Annotated in this window: 15 protein-coding genes; 8 read left to right on the forward strand and 7 right to left on the reverse strand. The window is 36.2% G+C overall.

What is annotated here, in order from left to right; translation table 11 throughout:
• Positions 1 to 34: 34 nt before the first annotated feature.
• The 4 genes from ACOKFG_RS10130 to ACOKFG_RS10145 form a co-directional block, all read right to left on the reverse strand.
• The gene (locus ACOKFG_RS10130) at positions 35 to 1,228 is read right to left on the reverse strand and encodes a hypothetical protein (protein ID WP_299484983.1); all 1,194 of its coding nucleotides are present in this window, start codon (positions 1,226 to 1,228) and stop codon (positions 35 to 37) included.
• Complete coding sequence (locus tag ACOKFG_RS10135) at positions 1,221 to 1,820, reverse strand: DUF7151 family protein (RefSeq protein WP_298789292.1); 600 nt, start codon at positions 1,818 to 1,820, stop codon at positions 1,221 to 1,223. The genes ACOKFG_RS10130 and ACOKFG_RS10135 overlap by 8 nt, the downstream gene beginning before the upstream one ends.
• 99 nt (positions 1,821 to 1,919) lie before the next feature.
• Positions 1,920 to 2,945, reverse strand: coding sequence for an ATP-grasp domain-containing protein (locus tag ACOKFG_RS10140; protein WP_298789293.1), 1,026 nt, complete (start codon positions 2,943 to 2,945; stop codon positions 1,920 to 1,922).
• Positions 2,946 to 4,307: a CoF synthetase gene (locus ACOKFG_RS10145; protein ID WP_298789294.1), complete on the reverse strand. Its 1,362-nt coding sequence runs from the start codon at positions 4,305 to 4,307 to the stop codon at positions 2,946 to 2,948. It lies immediately after the preceding gene.
• Between the two features lie 403 nt (positions 4,308 to 4,710).
• On the opposite strand from ACOKFG_RS10145, the gene ACOKFG_RS10150 reads away from it, so the two are divergent.
• A complete protein-coding gene (locus ACOKFG_RS10150; RefSeq protein ID WP_299484986.1) occupies positions 4,711 to 7,092 on the forward strand; it encodes a fibronectin type III domain-containing protein in 2,382 nt (793 codons plus the stop codon).
• Between the two features lie 75 nt (positions 7,093 to 7,167).
• Complete coding sequence (locus ACOKFG_RS10155; protein ID WP_422861177.1) at positions 7,168 to 8,541, forward strand: tyrosinase family protein; 1,374 nt, start codon at positions 7,168 to 7,170, stop codon at positions 8,539 to 8,541.
• A 42-nt stretch (positions 8,542 to 8,583) separates the two neighbouring features.
• Here the strand turns inward: ACOKFG_RS10155 and ACOKFG_RS10160 are convergent, their stop codons facing one another.
• Positions 8,584 to 8,946: a metal transporter gene (locus ACOKFG_RS10160; RefSeq protein WP_299484990.1), complete on the reverse strand. Its 363-nt coding sequence runs from the start codon at positions 8,944 to 8,946 to the stop codon at positions 8,584 to 8,586.
• A 9-nt stretch (positions 8,947 to 8,955) separates the two neighbouring features.
• Positions 8,956 to 11,190 carry a TonB-dependent receptor gene (locus ACOKFG_RS10165; protein ID WP_298789298.1) on the reverse strand — a complete coding sequence of 745 codons (2,235 nt, stop codon included), beginning with the start codon at positions 11,188 to 11,190 and terminating at the stop codon, positions 8,956 to 8,958.
• A 186-nt stretch (positions 11,191 to 11,376) separates the two neighbouring features.
• Between ACOKFG_RS10165 and ACOKFG_RS10170 the strand changes: the two genes are divergently transcribed.
• A complete protein-coding gene (locus ACOKFG_RS10170) occupies positions 11,377 to 11,751 on the forward strand; it encodes a hypothetical protein (protein WP_298789299.1) in 375 nt (124 codons plus the stop codon).
• Positions 11,752 to 11,807: 56 nt separating this feature from the next.
• Entirely contained in the window at positions 11,808 to 13,163 is a 1,356-nt protein-coding gene (locus tag ACOKFG_RS10175; protein WP_299484992.1) for a CoF synthetase, read from the forward strand.
• Positions 13,164 to 13,267: 104 nt separating this feature from the next.
• On the opposite strand, the gene ACOKFG_RS10180 is transcribed toward ACOKFG_RS10175, so the two are convergent.
• Positions 13,268 to 13,903: a sugar transferase gene (locus ACOKFG_RS10180; RefSeq protein WP_298789301.1), complete on the reverse strand. Its 636-nt coding sequence runs from the start codon at positions 13,901 to 13,903 to the stop codon at positions 13,268 to 13,270.
• A gap of 323 nt (positions 13,904 to 14,226) precedes the next feature.
• Between ACOKFG_RS10180 and ACOKFG_RS10185 the strand changes: the two genes are divergently transcribed.
• The 4 genes from ACOKFG_RS10185 to ACOKFG_RS10200 all read left to right on the forward strand — a co-directional run bounded on the left by ACOKFG_RS10185 (position 14,227) and on the right by ACOKFG_RS10200 (position 20,166).
• Positions 14,227 to 16,290 (forward strand): hypothetical protein, encoded by a 2,064-nt coding sequence (locus ACOKFG_RS10185; RefSeq protein ID WP_298789302.1) that lies wholly within the window; start codon positions 14,227 to 14,229, stop codon positions 16,288 to 16,290.
• Between the two features lie 218 nt (positions 16,291 to 16,508).
• On the forward strand, positions 16,509 to 17,666 hold the full coding sequence (gmd, locus tag ACOKFG_RS10190) for a GDP-mannose 4,6-dehydratase (RefSeq protein WP_298789303.1): 1,158 nt from the start codon (positions 16,509 to 16,511) through the stop codon (positions 17,664 to 17,666).
• The gene (locus ACOKFG_RS10195) at positions 17,667 to 18,755 is read left to right on the forward strand and encodes a GDP-L-fucose synthase family protein (RefSeq protein WP_298789304.1); all 1,089 of its coding nucleotides are present in this window, start codon (positions 17,667 to 17,669) and stop codon (positions 18,753 to 18,755) included.
• 70 nt (positions 18,756 to 18,825) lie between these two features.
• Positions 18,826 to 20,166 carry a flippase gene (locus ACOKFG_RS10200; protein WP_298789305.1) on the forward strand — a complete coding sequence of 447 codons (1,341 nt, stop codon included), beginning with the start codon at positions 18,826 to 18,828 and terminating at the stop codon, positions 20,164 to 20,166.
• The last annotated feature ends 127 nt before the right edge of the window (positions 20,167 to 20,293 follow it).

Below are 20,293 nucleotides of genomic sequence, written 5' to 3' on the forward strand. Positions count from 1 at the left end.
AATAACCCCCTTTGTCAATTAAGTAAATAAAACCTCATTGTTTTTTGTAGTCTGATAGCTCGGTTCTCATCGTTTTTTGATTTTCCATGAGTACTTTGTTTTGTTCTATTAGTTGTTTTATTTGCTTGTTCTGTTCTATGGTGTATAACGTCAATTCTTCAATCTTTTGAAGCAGTAAAGCGTCCATCTCGCCAAGATCTATGCCATCCTTCTCAATTTTTTTCTGTGAAGGGATATTGGGTAAATGCCCATTGCGTTTTATAAATCTATTTACATCCTCCAACTTGGGTAATTTGTAATTATCCCTAAAAACAAAGTCTGGCCAATCAACATTCAATCTTACATTTACACCCTCTGCAATAATACTTCCCAATACAGCCAACTGATATCCAGCAGGTACCGTTGCAGTTCCAATACCTACTGTGCCTTGGGTATAAGATATATCGTTTCCGTTTACATCCCACAAAGGCATCTCAATAGGTGTTCCATTTATTAAAAGTTGAGTTGCATTTACCGAACCAGAAACATCTAAAAGGAAAGCCGGGTTGGTGTTGCCAATACCGATGTTTCCAGTATTATAATAGGCGTCATTGCCTGCTGTGGCCCATGGAGACGTTTCTAACGGAGTCCCGTTAAGGAGTAATTGTGTTGCATTTACAGCTCCGGAAACGTCCAAAAGGAAAGCCGGGTTGGTGTTGCCAATACCGATGTTTCCAGTATTATAATAGGCGTCATTACCTGCTGTGGCCCATGGTGATGTTTCTAACGGAGTTCCGTTAAGGAGTAATTGTGTTGCATTTACAGCTCCGGAAACGTCCAAAAGGAAAGCCGGGTTGGTGTTGCCAATACCGATGTTTCCAGTATTATAATAGGCGTCATTACCTGCTGTGATCCATGGAGACGTTTCTAACGGAGTCCCGTTAAGGAGTAATTGTGTTGCATTTACAGCTCCGGAAACGTCCAAAAGGAAAGCCGGGTTGGTGTTGCCAATACCGATGTTTCCAGTATTATAATAGGCGTTATTGCCCGCTGTGATCCATGGAGACGTTTCTAATGGAGTTCCGTTAAGGAGTAACTGAGACGCATTCAAAGAACCGTTTACATCCAACTCAAATGTAGGATTGAGAGTCCCAATACCCACATTACCTGAAGCGGGAAACAGGTTCTGAGCACTTGATTCAATACCCAAAACCATGAATGCTACTATAATCAAACTATGCTTATTCATATTCTCTGATTTCAAATGAAAGATTATCGAAATTATCCTGGAAAAAATTGATTCCATTTTGTAATTCTAATCGAATACTATTCTCAGATAACACTTCTCCGCGAACATTAGTATGACTGCTTGGAGTGGAGTAGAAGATTACTGTCTTGGACAAGTCGATGGTTTTATCTAGTGTACCTATATAGATGCCAGCGGATTGTCGGACCCATGAAATATTCAATTCTAAAGTATTTATGACAATCGAGCTAGTAGGGTTTTCTGCGTTTGACTGACTAATTAATGCAACATAATTTGTAAACGGGAAGTCAGGCTCCACCAGATTGCAAATGAACTCCTCTTGAGTAATTTCTTCATTATCGAGTTGACCATTTCTATTCAAATCAAGGCCAGAACCAATCTTATAACCGCCATTGGGGCAATTGGTTCCCGGTTGTTCAACGACCACCTGTAGGGCACTGTTTAATCCATTAACTCCATTTGTGCCATTGGTTCCATCTTCACCGTCTTCTGGACTACATCTTGAAAAAAAAAGACCTATAGTAATAAACAAAGCTAAAAGAGATGTTGACTTAATTGTCTTTAATGCTTGCATTTGGTATAAATTTGTTATCGTAAAAAGCAATTATGATGTGTGGAATGCAAATCTACAAAACACCTATAAATGTCCTATTAACTAATGGGGTCAATATTTTCAATCTTCTGAAATTTTCATGAGGTTATCATATTTTGAAAAGGTCAACCCTGGTGCGAAATTATTGAATTTATCCACATCGGTTTGTCCATTTAGCCAGGAAATATAGATAGCGGGCGTATTAATTCCGGCTTCATGTGAAAATGGATAACCTCCACCAAATCTGGGATTCATTTCCAAATAGTAGATTTCATTTTTATGGACAAAGAAATCGCAATCCATATTCCCAACATGCTTGGTATTTTCAGCAATTATTTTCGCTGTTTCAGAAAATTTAGAATCTATTATTGATACGGCCTTATCTGTTTCTCCTGATCGCATTGCCAGTTTTTTACGTACAAATGAATCATAATGATTGCCTTCAAAATCGTTTAAAATATCGATCCCATATTCTTCGCCATCAATTTTTTCCTGGATAAGAATACTTTTTTCAATATCCTCTGAGCTTGCATTTTTTAATATCGATCTTTTTACTTTAATGTGTTGCAGGTTATAGGCCAGTTTAAGTTCTTTTTCATTTTCGGCTATATCAATAGAAATTGACGCACTTCCCCATCTGGGCTTAATGATTAACGGATAGATTAACTCTGAATTCTGAATTGCATCAAGAGCGTCTTGAATGGTTAAATATGTTTTTGGAGTGTTTACTCCAATGTTTTTGAAAAAAGTAAAAGTTCTCCACTTGTCAAAGGCAATTCCAATGGCATTTGGGTCAGAAATAATAATTTTGGCGCCCTGATTTTCAAGATCTTTTTTATGCTTCGATAAAATAGGCAACTCAAGGTCATTCAAGGAAATAACGGCATTAATTCTTTCTTCTTTTATTACTTTTTTCAAGGCAGGTATATAGGCAGGGTCATATATATTGGGAACTTTTCTGGCTATGTCAGCATCTACTAATGCGGGGGCTGAAAGTTGCATATCTACGGCAACAACATTTCCGTTTCCGTTTAGTGCTTCCTTAAAGTATTTAATGAGATAATTTCGTCGTCCAGCGCAGGTAAAAAGAATATTGGTGTTTTTCATCTAAAAAGTTGGCTTGGTAATAAAAGAACTATCCAATGCATTTTGCAGAAGCTGTTCCGAATACAAATTTCGTGTAATTTTTCTTTTTTTGGAACTCAACAATGGAATTTCATTAACGTATTCAACTGCTACTGCGGCATCGTCGCCAACAATTGATTTAAAAAGAGCTACTAGTTCGGTCTCTTGCAAAAACTCTTCTCTTACATTTATTTTAATAGCATATCCAGTTTTTTTGGTTTGGATAAACTGTATTTGCTCTATTTCTGGATATTGGGGCAAAATACCCATAAACTTAAAGGGACTTATCATTGTTCCCTTTGTGTTAAATAGGATATCGGCTTTTCTGCCCTCCACTGTTTCAAGTACCGGAAATGAATGGTTTTCAACATTTGTAACTGCTCCAATGTCTCCGGTATCATAGCGTATCATTGGTGTGGCATGATTATATAGGTCAGTTATGACAATGCGACCCAGTTCACCTGGTTTTGCGGGAACATCCTTCTTAAAATCCAAGATTTCCAGAATGTAGCTGGCCCAATTAACTTCAAAATAATTACTATCAATACTCTGTTGAGCTATTATTCCATTTTCAAAATTTGAATATCTCGACACCATTGGAGCATCAAAATAATGGGACATTTTATTTCTTACATGATTACTTAGGTTTTCTGACATCCCTATTATAGACTTAATATTACAATCAAGAGGTTTTGAATTTATAGAATCTAGGAAGTCACAAATTTTTTCTAACCCAGAAGGGTAAGCTAACCAGCCTTTGGGAGATTTGTCTTTTTGAAGCCTTTTTAAAAAGGATTCAATATAACTTGGATTAAGATTTTCAATATTGATTTGATGTACGTTCTGTATGAAGGCGGAAATCTTATTTTTCTTTAGATTTTTGTTCCATAATCTTAGATAAAGCAATTTATCTCCTAGTGTATACCCGGCTTTTCCTGCAAAATATATAGTATCCGCAGTGTTTCTATGTCTTTTCTGTTTAGTTTGATAAACCATAAAAGGTGTTCCTGTGGATCCACTTGTAAATATGGTATGCAGTTTGGTCTTTCTGGAAGATGCTATTTGGAACTGATTAAAATTTTCTTTTATGATATGCTTGTTAGTTACCGGAAAATCTTGAAGAGATTTGTAATTTTTAAAATTGCTATAATAAGGAGCTTCATGAACTACCTTGTTTAATAGGTCCTTGACTTTAGCTTCATTCTTTTTTTTAAGTAAATCAAATGAATTTTGACCAAGCAATAGCTGAATATCTTTTAATTCTTTTAAGATTTTTCTTCCTTTTAAAGTATCTAGAATCCAAAATGATAGGTATCTAAGCTTAGAAGGTAAATTGTTTATCATTGCAAAATGAGTTAAGTTCAGGTCTAAAAATTAAGGGGCATTAATTTTTAAGTTTTTTTGATTTTGTTTTAAATCATTACAGTATTGGAAACGTTTTGTTTTTTTGAGTCACATTTCATTTCAAGTATATACGTTGAAATTTGTGAAATGGTTTGTAAGTACTGATAATGTCAAGAATTTTCTGCTTTATTGTAACAACGCAAATTCCTCTTAAAAAGTGTAATAAAATATCGATTTTGCCCATTGGAATACACTTGTTTTTTTCATTCGGTAAAGACTAAAGTTTCAGTTGCAGTTTTTTTTTGCGTTTCATCGATATTTTATGTCAAAATAATCGATTGTTATACCTGTAATATACCTTTGTAATAATCTCCCGTTCATCAACCTTATAAACCTCGTACCGATGGTCAAAAAACTACTTCTATCTTCATTTCTTTTTGGAACTTTTATAGTATCATCTCAAAATTTACATACCCAGTCAAATGCAGCTTCTATTGAAAACGAATCTGATAGTACAACAGGCTGGACAGGTTTGGGAGTTATTAGTTCAGACAACACAGAAGCACAATCTGGTAACTTTGGTATAAGAGTAGAGTCTACTGCTAACAATGGAAGAACTTTGGAATACACTTTTAGCGCTACCGTGGGGGTGGATTACACGATCCGTATTTGGGCAAAACAGGGACCTCAGGTTTCTAACGGAAACAACCCAGCCTTTGCCAATTGGACCGGTTTTAATGGTTTTTCAACAACTACGATTGCTAGTGCGAACTGGGTAGAGTACGTTTTTAATGTTACTGCTACCAATGCAAATCCATTGATAAGGGTGTACACCAGCCCCTATCAATTGAGGTTTATTGCAGGTAATACAGTGATTATAGATAGTGTCTCCATAATGGCCGACGGAAGCGACACAGAGGCCCCAAGTGCGGTTTCCGATTTGTCTTCTTCAAATACGACGGATTCAAGCACCGATTTATCATGGAGTGCATCCACTGACAATGTAGGTGTCACCAATTATGAGGTCTTCCAAGATGGTGTCAGCATTGCCAATACGGGAACAACCACTAATTTTAATGTAACTGGCCTTGCTCCGAGTACCGGCTACAACTTTACGGTCTTTGCGGAGGATGCCGCAGGCAATACTTCCACAGTGAGCAATACTGAGGCGGTAAACACTCTTGCCGATAGCCAGGCTCCCAGCGCAATAACAGACCTGGCTTCATCAAATACAACGGAAACCACTACAGATCTATCTTGGTCAGCGTCGACCGACAATGTAGGTGTCACCAATTATGAGGTCTTCCAAGATGGTGTCAGCATTGCCAATACGGGAACCACGACCACATTTAATGTTACGGGTCTTGTGGCAGATACGAGCTATGATTTTACTGTTTTTGCAGAAGATGCCCAAGGAAATACTTCTACGGTAAGCAACACCGAAACCGTGAATACGCTTGCAGGTCCTGATACGGAAGCCCCAAGTGCGGTTTCCGACTTGTCTTCTTCAAATACGACGGATACAACAACCGATCTTAGTTGGAGTGCATCCACTGACAATGTAGGTGTCACCAATTATGAGGTCTTCCAAGATGGTGTCAGCATTGCCAATACGGGAACAACCACTAATTTTAATGTAACTGGCCTTGCTCCGAGTACCGGCTACAACTTTACGGTCTTTGCGGAGGATGCCGCAGGCAATACTTCCACAGTGAGCAATACTGAGGCGGTAAACACTCTTGCCGATAGCCAGGCTCCCAGCGCAATAACAGACCTGGCTTCATCAAATACAACGGAAACCACTACAGATCTATCTTGGTCAGCGTCGACCGACAATGTAGGTGTCACCAATTATGAGGTCTTCCAAGATGGTGTCAGCATTGCCAATACGGGAACCACGACCACATTTAATGTTACGGGTCTTGTGGCAGATACGAGCTATGATTTTACTGTTTTTGCAGAAGATGCCCAAGGAAATACTTCTACGGTAAGCAACACCGAAACCGTGAATACGCTTGCAGGTCCTGATACGGAAGCCCCAACTGCTATTGTTGACTTGACTGCTTCAGGTACTACTTCTGTAGGAACAAGCTTGTCTTGGTCCGCTGCTACTGACAATGTTGGTGTTACCAATTATGAAGTCTTCCAAGATGGTGTCAGCATCGCCAATACGGGAACAACAACTTCATTTAATGTTACAGGTCTTGTGGCTGATACGAGTTATGATTTTACGGTCTTTGCGGAGGATGCCGCAGGCAACACTTCTACAGTTAGTAATACAGAAAATATAACTACCCTCACAGGAGCAGGAATAGTTGACTATACTTCGGAAAATGCTAATCTAAACACTGTGGATTGGACGGTAAGGGATTTGTTTGCCGATCAGAACGTTGGGATCGGGACTACGGATACTCAAGGATATAGATTGGCTGTCGCAGGTAATGTTATAGCGGAAGGAGTAAAAGTTGAATTGCAAGGTAACTGGCCAGATTTTGTCTTCTTAAAGGATTTTGATTTGATGAAATTGGATGAAGTAAGAAGGTATATCAAGGAAAATGGACATTTACCAAACATCCCAAGTGCTGAAAAAGTGAAAGAAAATGGAATTGATTTGGGAGTAATGGATGCCAAATTATTGCAAAAAATAGAAGAGCTAACGCTTTATTTATTGGCCCAAGAAGCCGAGATGAAAAAAATGAAGGAGGAAAATGCAAAAATAAAAAGTATTTTGGCCAGATTAGATGCCCTAGAAAATCAGGGCAAGAATGAAGAGGCAAAAAACTAGGTTGTTACCGAGAACTATAGTATGTTTCTCTAAACAATATTCAAACTGAAAATACGTGCAGAAACTTTCTGTCTTATGAAAAAAAATTACCTTATAATTAGTTTCGCATTAGCCTTATTATTTGCGCAAATTTCCACAGCTCAAAGTATTCGAAAGAACTTTTTGGAAATGACGGATTATGAAAAGGCAGAATTGGTAAATGCATTTTATTTATTGCGTAATGGCCCTGATTTGTTTAACGATTTGGCTACATTCCATGGAGATTTTTTCAATTTCGATAACGATGTGGATCCTACACAATTGGATTTGCATTTTAATCTTCCTGGTGAACCGGAAAGGGAAATATTCTTGCCCTGGCACAGAAGAATGATGTTTGAAATGGAACAGGCAGTTCAAGATATCAATCCCGAAATAAGTTTGGCATATTGGAATTCCGCTGTAGATCAGTCAACAACTGGACCTTTATGGGATGATGACTTATTGGGTACTTTTGACGCCAATTGGTCTTTGGGACGCAACTTGGGCAGTAATGGTCCAATGCCAGTACCTGCTGATATAGTAAATTTATTGGCAGAAGCTGACTTCTTTACTTTTTCGAACAGATTGGAAAGACAGGCAGTGCATAGAGGAGCTCACGTTTGGACGGGCGGTGCGATGCCCACTCCATTGTCTCCTAGAGACCCAGTATTTTTCTTTCACCATTCCCATGTGGACAAGGTATGGGATGATTGGGAAGAAATTCATCAAAACTCTGCTTATATTACTACCTCCATGTTGCGTTATGATGGAACTTATGTTTTTGACGGAACGACTTTACCTTTGGTAGATCCTAACGATATTACCGATACAAGATCATTGGGTGTTTTTTATGCTGAAAATGGATTGGCAGAATTGGACAATTATATAGTTAGCAACACCTATAACTCTGAAGAGGTTTTCTACTATCAATTCAATATTGAAGCGGGTAATAACTTTTTGGTGCCTGCAGGAACCGTTAGTAGGTTTGAGTCGGTAAATGAAATTAATTTGACCCCTGGCTTCGAGGCTGCTCCTGGATCTTCCTTTCAAGCAATAATTGATACCCAAAATGCAGGTACAAGTAAATCTGGCCCCGTAAGGTTTGTTAAACCATATCCTTATTCCGAAGACTTGTTCAAGCCTATTGTATGGGAAGAGACCAATTCAACGGTCAATGATCAAAAAACTGTGATTATTGCAGCTCACCCTAATCCGTTTACAGAAAAAATAACAATAAACTTGAGCAAGCGTACAGATTGTGTTATTGAGGTCTTTAACATGATGGGAATGAAAATACGTGAAGAAGCTTTCCAAAATACCGATACTCTGATAATAAAGAACCTTTACGGGCTATCTTCCGGTTTTTATGTAATTAGAGTAACCAATGGCAATGGAGAATTGTTAGTTGCCAAAAGGGTAATTAAACTCTAAGAATTTAACAACTCTGCTAATTGGTTGATGTTGAAATGGAATTTAGTGCTTTCCGTGATCCATGTTAGAACTTTCGGGATTCCTGTATTGGCAGCAGGCGGGTAAATTATTATATACTTCATCTGTTGATTTAAAATCACCAGTATCATGGCCAACTTCAGCTATTTTTTTTTGAACAGATGAGATCGTGCACTTTCGCTCATCAATAATGGCCTTGAAAACTTTGGTGTCGGCATTCCATGATGCAAATTTCACACCCTGCATTTTAATGGCGGTCTTTTCAATCCGGTTTTTGCACATCCAACAGTTCCCTTTTACTTCAAAAGAAACAGACTTATTTTTATCTTGGCCGAAACCAAGAGTTATTCCTGCTATTATAAAAAATACTGCTATTATTTTTTTCATATCGTAAAATTAAATTTTATATCTAAACCCTGCATAATATGCTTTTCCCAAAACAGGTGCAAATAATAAGGTGCTGTCAAAAGAAGTACTAAATGGATTTTCGCTTGATAAAATTGGCATATCTTGAATAAAGTTATTCATATTTTCTCCTCCTATATAAACCTCAAACTTATTGGAGAACACTTTGGTTATCTGTGCATTGATTAGTACATAAGAAGGTGAATAGGAGGGAAGTTGAAATTCGATAGGGTTGTCGCTGGTGTTTGGAAGCCTCTGTTCTCCCAACCAATTGGATGTAAAGTCGAAACGCCATTGGCTATCATTCTTTTTTAAGGTCTCATAATTTAAGTTTACAAAAAAGCGATAAGAAGGTTGTAATGGTTTCTCGAGGGCACCATTAGTATAGTCGGTGGTCACATCAAAGTATTTGTAAGTGGCCCGTAGGTGAAAGTCTTGGAGCAATTCATAATTTAAATCAATTTGAAGACTGTTAGAGTAACTGTTTCCTTCTAGATTATAATACGAAATTTCCCTTGGATTTTCCCAATCCACAACAACTTGATCTATAAAATCGGTTCTATAAAAATCTATAGAAAAATCCAATACACGGTTCCATAAATAAAGCTTCTGAATGAAACTTAAACCATAATTCCATGCTTTTTCTGGTTCAAGACCATAATAATTTCCTCCTGTTCCGTCAATTGTTATTTGTCGCGAAGATGCAAAAAGTTGCTGATTTTCAGCAAATATGTTAGCTCCTCTTTTGCCCCTGCCGAAGGATGCTCTAAAACTGGCTTTGTCCCATAATGAATATCTTAAATGAAAACGAGGGGTAAAGAAATTCCCCAAATTATTATGGTTGTCAACTCTCAGACCAGCCACAAAACTTAAGTTTTCTAGATTATCATAGGTATACTCGAAAAAGGCTCCGATTGAATTATCCGTTCTATTAAAGGCGATTGAATTGACCGATTCATAGAAAGCATCATGCGTTAAACTAAGCCCTGTTTTAAATTTATGTTGTGTGCTACCAATAATACTGTTAAAAATTAAATTGGAATAGAAAGAACTATGATCGATATCATACTGGTTTAGACCATAAAAAGAATTCTGTTCATGGTTGCTATAAGCTGTTTGAAAACCGAAACTTTGATATGGTAGGTCTGGAAATACATAACCCAGTTTGGTAGATAGATCCAATCTGTTGGTGTTTATTTCACTTCCCCAGGCGTTAGTGGTTAGTTTATCTGTTTCCGGATTAAAATCAAGTTGTCCAATTTCTTTATTATCCACCAGGTATTGAATATTTGCATAACCCACCCATCCATTTTCAGGGTTGATGTATTGCCATCGGTTCATTACGTTTACCTGATCGGATAGAGGAGTATCCAAAAAACCATCAGCATTATTATCTATATAACCGTTTCTGAGATTAGCGTGTACATATAACCCCACTCCCAGTTTATCTGTAATATTATGGTTAAGCCTGGTGTTAAACTCATATCTTTCATAGTTGTTGGCGTATAAGTTCAGGAAAAATCGCTTGTCGGTAATAGGCTTTACAAGTTCACTATTGATATGCCCCGATATACTTTCAAATCCGTTAAGGACGCTACCGGCTCCTTTGGTGATTTGGATGCCTTCAATCCAAGATCCTGGAATAAAAGAGAGTCCGAAAATTTGCGAGGCTCCCCTAATGGATGGCATGTTTTCTTGTGTGAACATTAGGTAAGGGCTGTTAAGCCCCAACATTTGTATCTGCTTTGCCCCAAGCACGGCATCAGAGATGTTGACGTCGACCGAAGGATTGGTTTCAAAACTTTCCGAAAGGTTGCAACAAGCTGCCTTTAGCATTTCTCTGCTATCTACTGATACAACATTTTGGACTTTAAAAAGTGATTTTTGAAGAGGAGCCACCTGTTTTTCAACAACAACCTCCTCCAATGCTACAATAGAATGTAAAGCAATATTCCCCAAATTTGGCCTGTTAACCAATATGGTATCCGATCTAAATCCAACAGAACTGATGATTAGTCTTTTGGACTCACTGTTATATGGAATCGTAAAATTTCCAAGAGAATCTGTTGTTGTTCCCATTGTACTTGATAACCAGTATACGTTGGCATTTGGAAGAGCTTTGTTAGTTTTATCTTCATTATATTCCATCACTTTGCCAATTACATTGAATTGGGAGTAACATTGAATGCCTGCAAAAAGGAGGAAAAGAAATAATGATAATCTCATCCGTAAAAAGTGTGATTTATTTTTGTTTAAAACTAAGATTTTCAGAGCTCATAACTGGTTTGTTCCTTCCTTTTTAACAATGAAATGTAGTTCATAGATTTTTTTGGACTTTAACAGATTTAAAAATTGAATGGATTGCTTTAATGGTATTTTTAAATCAAACTTTGCTGCTGTTAAATAAATTAAATGGGTTTCATTAGAATCTGTGGATTTTGCTTGTTTTTGTTCGTATTCCAGAATCCTTTTTCAGATTTTGAAAATGTTACAACCCAAGGATGTAAGAATACCCGAATACGGGTTATAAATAATAGCGAGCATAGTTTTATAAGAGTTACTTTGTTTTCAATGTATTTTGGAGATTTAATGCCAAAAGATACTTCAGAGTACAGAAAACTAAATTATGATTCATTGAAGGACGACCCTCTGATTTATTGTGTGACGAACGAAAAAAATTACGGGAGGTATTTGGATATTCCCGGAAAGGACGTTAGACGCTTCACCTATGTTATTGATAGTCTAAGAAATCAAATCGTTTATGTAAGTTCACAAGTAGACGAATAGAATGGATAAATTGTTAAAACACTAACCAGAAGCTCAATAGATATATAAGTGGTATTATGCTAAAAGTATTGGAACAAGCTCGCAAAGCGGTATTTTGGATTTTAGATGCCTTAAAGGGAGGAGGAGTTAGGAAACATTATCGTGAAATACGACAGATTCAGAACAACCCCGACTCACGAAAATCGCGAGAAATTACTGAGGCCAGTCTCTCACAACTTTTAAAGCATGCAATAAATACAGTTCCACACTATTTCGATATTACCGATGCTGAACCTAGACTAGATATGTTTCCAGTAATCGACAAACAAACGGTTAGGGAGAAATTTGAACAATTTAAAAGTCAAGAATACGCTCATAGACATACTCATAGAGTTACAACTAGTGGATCAACAGGAAAACCCTTTAATATTCTGCATGATAAAAACAAAAGACAAAGAAATACTGCGGATACTATCTTTTTTGCAGAACGAGCTGGTTTTGAACTGGGGTCAAGAATATATTACCTAAGGTTATGGGATAAGCAATATAAAAAGAATAAGTATTTATCCTCGATTCAAAATATTTCCATGCATTCCGTGGATGATTTAAGTGATGACAATATTGCCCAGTTAATAAAAAAATTGGAACATGATGGCTCCACTAAAAGTCTTTTGGCATATACTTCCGCGCTGGATACTATATGTAATTATTTGGATAAAAATCATGCGAAACCTTTGGATTGCAAAATCAACTCTGCCATAGCAATTGCAGAAGCTATGGGAGAAGAAGTAAAAACAAAAGTCTATAAATACTTTGGGGCAGAATTATTGTCTCGGTATTCTAACAGTGAAAATGGAATACTTGCACAACAAAGATCTCGAAATTCTACAAGAAGTTTTGAAATTAACTGGGCCAGCTATCATATAGAAATACTTGATTTGAATACTGACAAGCCAACAACCCCAGGAGAGCCAGGGAGAATTGTTGTAACTGATCTTTTTAATTATTCAATGCCCCTTATTAGATACGACACGGGGGACGTGGGTGTTATGGATATAGATAAAGATTATGGTAGCCTATCATTTTCTAGAATAGAAGGGAGGAAGATGGATATGTTCACCAATACAAAGGGTGAATATGTTTCTTCGCACATTATTCACCATATTTTACAATTTGATGGGATAGAACAATTTCAATTTGTGGAAGAGGAAAATGATGTGTACGTTATCAAACTAAAAGTTTCGGAAGCTTTTGAACGCAGTTCTGAAATAGGAATTAGAGATAAATACATGGAGTATTTTGGAGATGATGCAAAAATCAGAATCAAATATGTAAATGACATTCCATTATTACCATCTGGTAAACGAAAATTGGTGCTTAATAAAGCCATGCAAAAACAGAAGGACCTAGCTTCTAAATCATTGACTCTTTAAAAGGCAATACACGGGAATTACTTTATGTCCATATGGGGTGTAAACTGCCTTTCAGACCTTTTATCTTCTATTTATTTTCCTCTGCAACTGAAATTTCCAGTTTCTCATCTTTCAGATAAATGCTGTTTATTATTTTTTCTTAGCTCATCAAAATCAATCATTCCAGATTCGGAATCAAGAGCCACATCATCACTAGCCAAAACTTTAAGCACTGTTTTGAATAAAATTTTCAAGTCTAACACAAAAGACAAGTTTTTTACATATTCAATGTCTTTTTGAAGTCTGTTGTCCCAATCCAATAAGTTTCTTCCTGAAATTTGCGCAAGGCCAGTCACTCCTGGCTTTACCGTATGTCTTATTTGTTCCTCCTTTGTATAGTATGGGAGATATCTTACCCTTAATGGTCTGGGGCCAATTAGGCTCATGTCCCCTTTGATAATACTTAACAGTTGCGGAATTTCATCCAACGAGGTCTTTCTTAAAAAAGTTCCAAACTTTGTTACTCTTAATTCATCAGGTAATAATTTTCCATTACTACCTTTCTTATCCGTCATTGTTTTAAACTTGAGAATGGGAAATACTTTTTCATTTTTACCAGGTCTGGGTTGTACAAAAAAAGGCTTACCGTTATTAACAAATAAAAGAATGAACCAAATGAACACGAACACGGGAAAAAGAACAGCGAAGCCGACAATGGAAAGAATGAGGTCCAATACCCTTTTTAAAAATAACTTATACATTATTACTTGAACAATTTGATTATAGTGAAGATTTCTTTGCGGTCTTTTAATAACTCATCAATCAATGTTTTTAGTATCATCATGTTTTAGAATCTGGATGCTGGACAATTACCAAAGCATAAAACATTCAAAAACTGGGTAATATCATCATGGCTTCTTAAAGAATGTTAAAATTCAACGTATTTCATCGATAAAACAACATTTCGGAAATCCAAAATATAAGTCTTTGCGTAAAGTTGGTGTATTTCATCGAATTTTTTCGTTTTTAGACGAATTAAGTTTGGACATGTATTAATTTTAAAACCCGAAATCTCCACTTAACTATGAAAATATCCTATAGTACCCCACTCTTGATATTATTACTAGCCTCTTTTACATTGGTTTTTGCGTCATGTAACAAAGATAGTGACCTTTTTTATGAATCCATTCTCGAACAGGAAGAGGAAATAGATGAATCTGATGTAACGGATGATGAAACTTCTGAAGACCCGGACGAAGACACAGGTGAAGAAACCGATGAGGAGACCGACGAGGAAACTGATGATGACAAAATTCCAGATGCCCCTGTCGATCCGACCGACCCAATAAACACCAATGAAATTGTTGGAGTTTATTATCCTGCATCATCTTCTGAAATATCTGATCCTGCCTACGCTAACCATAAAGCAATAATTTCCGAATCATTTGATTGCAGTGGTTGTACTTTTGCCGCCAATCAAACAATAGAACCAGCGGGAGGTGTCATAACAGGATCAAATATTGAGTTAAATGGCGCATTTATAGAGAATACTTTTAAACAAGCTTTCTCGCCCTCTACAACATTTAGCGAAGTTTATGCAGGTTCCAGAATAAGCCCTGAAATATTTGGAGCTACATCTGGAGACTCTTCAGATGACAATAATGCAATTGATGCAATGATAAACAATTGCTCTTTAGCTGTGGGTATTACTGATGGGTCTTATATCAAGAATCAACCATCTTATTATAGACGATCTGGAATATTTAATTGGAATATGAATGGTTCCGCTGTGAAAACAACAAGTGCTGCCAATTTCAATAATGTAAAAGTTTCAGTAGATTTTGTGTTTAATTGGGTGAATATTAGTCCAACCATTTATAATGGTGAGTTTGATGGAACAAGAAGTTATGGCAGGTTAATGTATTTGGACGGCCAAGAGCATTATGTTTTCAGAAATTTAAATATTCATGATTATTATTCTCCCACAACCGTAAGAGCTAAGGCTTTCCAAATAAACTTGAGACCTGTTAGCAAAGGTTTTACCTACGGGGAGTTTTCAGATGTTGTTATTAAAGATATAATAGCAGAGGGAGACGGTAATTATAATAATTCTCCAGCTGGTGTAGCAAAGGGATGGTCGTATGGAGTATATGAAATTGATTATGCTAATCCATTTACAGTAATTCATAAGGATAATAAAGTTTCCAACATAATAGGTGATGATGCTGAAGCTTTGTATATGATAAACAAAGCTGGTGGTAGTAAGTTGAATAGTGAAAGTAGGTTTATATTGGAAAGAGAAGATTATAGATATTGTTCAAGAAGAGCAATTAAGGCTAATGTTTCAAATGTAAGTGTTACTGACAGCTATTTTGAAGAAATACCGAATTCAATGTTTTCTGCCGCTCAGCAAATGGGTACTATGGTTGATTTTTTCAGCATTAGCAGCGGTTATATGATAAAAGATATTGTTTTTAAGAGAAATACATTGAAGTCCACATCAGATTCGGCTCATTACCATTTCCTATCACTTTCGGAAGTTGACGGAGCTGATATTAGTGAGAATGTTATTGAACACGCAAATGTTGAGAATTATGCCGGAATTAGACTAGGTTCTGGGACTTCAACTTATGAAGGAAAATTAAAAGATATAAAAATCACGAACAATCAATTCATTAACTGCGGAATACAAATATTACAAAGGTATGCACCTGTAAATAATCAACCAATCGATATAGATCGGAATACCTTTAACTATACTCCAAATACTAGTGATAGCTGGGGTCAACATCAATCCGCTTTAAGATTTAGTGCGAATAGCGGGTCCTATGGACATGTAAATTTCTCTAATTCAACCATTAATGTTAATCTTAGTAATTCCAGTAATATTTTTCACGGAGTTATATCAAGTCTTGGAGCAAATGTAATAGACTGTACGCTGGATAATATAAATATTGTTTACACTAATTCTGGAGTAAATAGGCCGTTTGGCTATTTGCAAGGAAATTTTGATAGCACAAATATGATCAAAGATTGTAGCCTAACAGGTGATAGTGGTGTTGATGCTATAGATGTGTCTGGAGGATCTCAATCAGTTCAAGTTGTAAACAGTTCTGACGATAATGGCAATCCAATAACAATAAAATAAATTTCTATTTAATTTTTAAGTAGAATTGTTTTGTTAAAATTATACAATGCTAAAAGTTAATTTATAAAATTAGAATAGGCATTTTGGTTATTTAATATATAAAGAGGGGAAGATATCTTCCCCTCTTTGCATTTTAAAAGCCTCACCCTTCAATCAAAAAAAATTATACTACGTTCTCTGTCTAAAAAAAATGCATTTCATACAATATTGCTTGTTATATGCTGTTTAATCCACATCTTTGCAACTTAAAACAAAATACCGTGGCAAAAAGAGCATTAATTACAGGTGTTACAGGACAAGATGGTGCATATCTTAGTGAATTTCTCTTAAAAAAAGGATACGAAGTTCATGGACTAAAACGACGTTCATCTCTTTTCAATACAGATCGAATTGATCACTTGTATCAAGACCCTCATATTGAAAATAGAAATTTCATTCTGCACTATGGAGATATGACAGATAGCACCAATCTAATTAGATTAATTCAAGAAATCCAACCGGATGAGATATATAACTTGGCTGCAATGAGCCATGTCCATGTTTCATTTGAAATACCTGAATATACTGCAAATGCAGATGGTATTGGTACGTTAAGAATTCTTGATGCCGTAAGGTTATTGGGGTTAGAGAAAAAGACGCGAATTTATCAAGCTTCCACTTCAGAATTATACGGAAAAGTGCAAGAGGTGCCACAATCGGAGACAACTCCTTTTTATCCTAGAAGTCCTTATGCTGTTGCCAAAATGTATGCATATTGGATTACAGTTAACTATAGAGAAGCATATGGGATGTATGCCTGTAATGGAATTTTATTTAATCATGAGTCGCCCATTAGGGGAGAGACATTTGTTACACGTAAAATAACAAGGGCCACGGCCAGAATAGCACTAGGATTGCAAAATAAATTTTATCTAGGGAATCTAGATGCCCAACGTGATTGGGGTCATGCCAAAGACTATGTTCGAATGATGTGGATGATATTACAACATGACCAGCCCGAAGATTGGGTAATTGCAACGGGAAAAACTACCACAGTTCGTGATTTTGTAAGAATGAGTTTTTCTGAAGTTGGAGTTGAACTAGAATTTAGAGGGGAAGGAGTTAATGAAAAAGGGTATGTTAAAGCATGTTCGAACCCCGAATTTCAATTAGAAATTGGAAAAGAAATATTGGCGGTAGACCCAAAATATTTTAGACCTACAGAGGTTGATTTACTTATTGGAGACCCTACAAAAGCTAATAAAAAATTGGGTTGGATACCTGAATACGACTTACAAGGTTTAATAAAAGATATGATGCAAAGTGATTTGAAACTGATGCAAAAGGACCAGTATCTTAAAAAAGGAGGGTATCAAATCTTAAATTACTTTGAATAGATGAACAAAAGTTCAAAAATCTTTGTTGCAGGTCATCGTGGACTTGTGGGGAGCGCAATAGTAAAAAACCTACGCGCCAAGGGCTACAACAATTTACTAGTAAGGTCGAGATTTGAACTTGATTTATTGGATTCCTTTTCTGTGTCAGAATTTTTTGAAATCGAAAAACCCGAATACGTATTTCTAGCCGCAGCAAAGGTTGGAGGAATTGTTGCAAATAATACTTATAGGGCGGACTTTATTTATGAGAATTTGATGATTCAAAGCAATATCATTCATCAATCTTATCGAAATAATGTAAAAAAATTAATGTTCTTGGGAAGCACTTGTATTTATCCTAAGAATTGCCCTCAACCGATGAAAGAGGACTACCTTCTTACAGATGTACTTGAATATACAAATGAGCCTTATGCAATGGCAAAAATTGCAGGGATAAAAATGTGTGAAAGTTACAACTTGCAATATGGCACAAATTTTATTTCTGTAATGCCTACCAATCTTTATGGTCCCAATGACAATTTTGATTTGGAAAAATCACATGTTTTACCTGCTTTGGTAAGGAAAATCTTGTTAGGTAAAGCACTGGAAGAATCCAATTGGAAATTCATAAAGAATGATTTGAAAGAATTACCTATTGAAAATGAAAATAGTTCATCATCTGAAAGTCATCTTCTAGGCGTTCTAGAAAAATTTGGTATATCAGTAAAAAATGATGAGGTAACAGTTGAAATATGGGGGTCTGGAAATCCGAGAAGAGAATTTCTATGGTCAGAGGATATGGCAGATGCATGTGTTTTTTTGATGGAAAAGCGAGATTTTAAGGACACCTATGACAAGAATACTAAAGAAATTAGGAATACACATATAAATATTGGTACTGGGAAGGATATATCTATTAAAGAACTTGCACTATTGATAAAACAGCATGTAGGGTTCAATGGGACTTTTTATTTCAATGAAGAAAAGCCTGATGGAACTATGGTTAAATTAACAGATGTATCCAAGCTGAACAATATGGGTTGGAGGCATTCCATTGAAATATCAGAAGGCATTAAGGCCTTATGTTCGCACTACCTTGAAACAGTTTAAAGTGCACACTTCATATATAGGTCGGATCTGGTGTATACTTCTTGGCGAAGTTTCTTTCATTCTAGCTTAAATGGTTTTGAAAAAAGCGGTTGGATTACTAAAAAACAACAAAGGATTTCTCAAGTACTTGAGAAATACCTCATGGTTAATGGGGGAAAAAGTGATTCGCTTGCTACTGGCACTAACGGTAGGTGTGCTTGTTACTCGATATTTGGGACCGCAAAAATTTGGGATTCTCAGCTATGCACAGAGCTTTGTTGGTCTTTTTGCCGCTTTCTCATCATTGGGGTTAGGTGACATCCTCGTTAGGGAACTAGTGAAATCCAAAGAAAAAAATAATGTTTTGCTCGGTACAGCCTTTGGGTTGCAAACAATGGGGTCGGTTTTTATAATGATATGCCTACTTACATTTATTTATTTTAATGATAATGAGCCAATCACAAATAAGATTATAGTTATTCTAGGGCTTATGACCTTTCTCCAAAGTTTTGGTGTTATAGCCCGTTTTTTTAATAGCCAAGTTAAAAGCAAATTTGGAGCCATACCAGGTCTGGTTGGGGTTTTCTTATCTGCCGTTATCAAACTTATATGTATTTGGCAGGAAGCTCCGTTAATCTATTTTGTCTATATCTTGGCTTTTGATGTGTTTTTTCTCATGGCTGGCCAACTTTATTTTTACTATAGGGCGGGTAATTCAATTTTTAAATGGAAATTTTCTTTTGAAACCGCAAAGAGTTTGCTTAGTGATTCATGGCCGCTGATACTCAGTAGTATTGTAATTTCTATTTATATGAAGGTGGATCAAATTATGATTCAAGAAATTCTGGATAATTCTTCCGTCGGAAAATACGCAGCAGCTGTAAGACTTAGCGAAGCTTGGTACTTTATTCCCACTATAATATGTACTTCTCTTTTTCCAGCAATAATTAATGCTAAAATCAAAAACAACGAGCTCTATTTATCTCGGTTACAAAACCTTTATGATTTAATGGTGATACTTGGCTTTGTAATAATAGTGCCAGTTTTGGTATTTGGGGATTGGGCTATCCTAATGCTTTATGGAGATGCATTTGACCAAACCGCTTCGGTACTTAAAATACATATTTGGGCGGGTGTTTTTGTTTTCTTGGGTGTTGCTAACCAAAAATGGTTTATTAGTGAAAACCTTCAAGCATACAATATAATTTGCTTGGGTATAGGAATGGTTACGAATGTCCTATTAAATCTGTTTTTAATTCCAAGATATGGTATTTACGGAGCTGCCTTTGCAACTCTTATTTCACAATTTGTTGCCTCTGTTCTAACTCCTGTTGTTTTTAGAAAGACAAGGTCTTCATTTTTTATGATGCTAAAATCACTGTTTTTAATAAATGTTTTTGAAAGGGTATTTAAAAATAAATCTCCCGTATAATCTTGATTACCTTCTATTTGTAGTTCGTTTTGGGAGTGATTGATTGTATATTTAAAGTCATAATATGATATATCACCGAATTAATTTCTGTCTTATTAGCTTATCATGGATATTTGCTCTCATATTT

Origin of the sequence: Flagellimonas rhodophyticola, from assembly GCF_049332665.1 — a bacterium.
In the GTDB taxonomy this organism is placed as follows: Bacteria; Bacteroidota; Bacteroidia; order Flavobacteriales; family Flavobacteriaceae; genus Flagellimonas.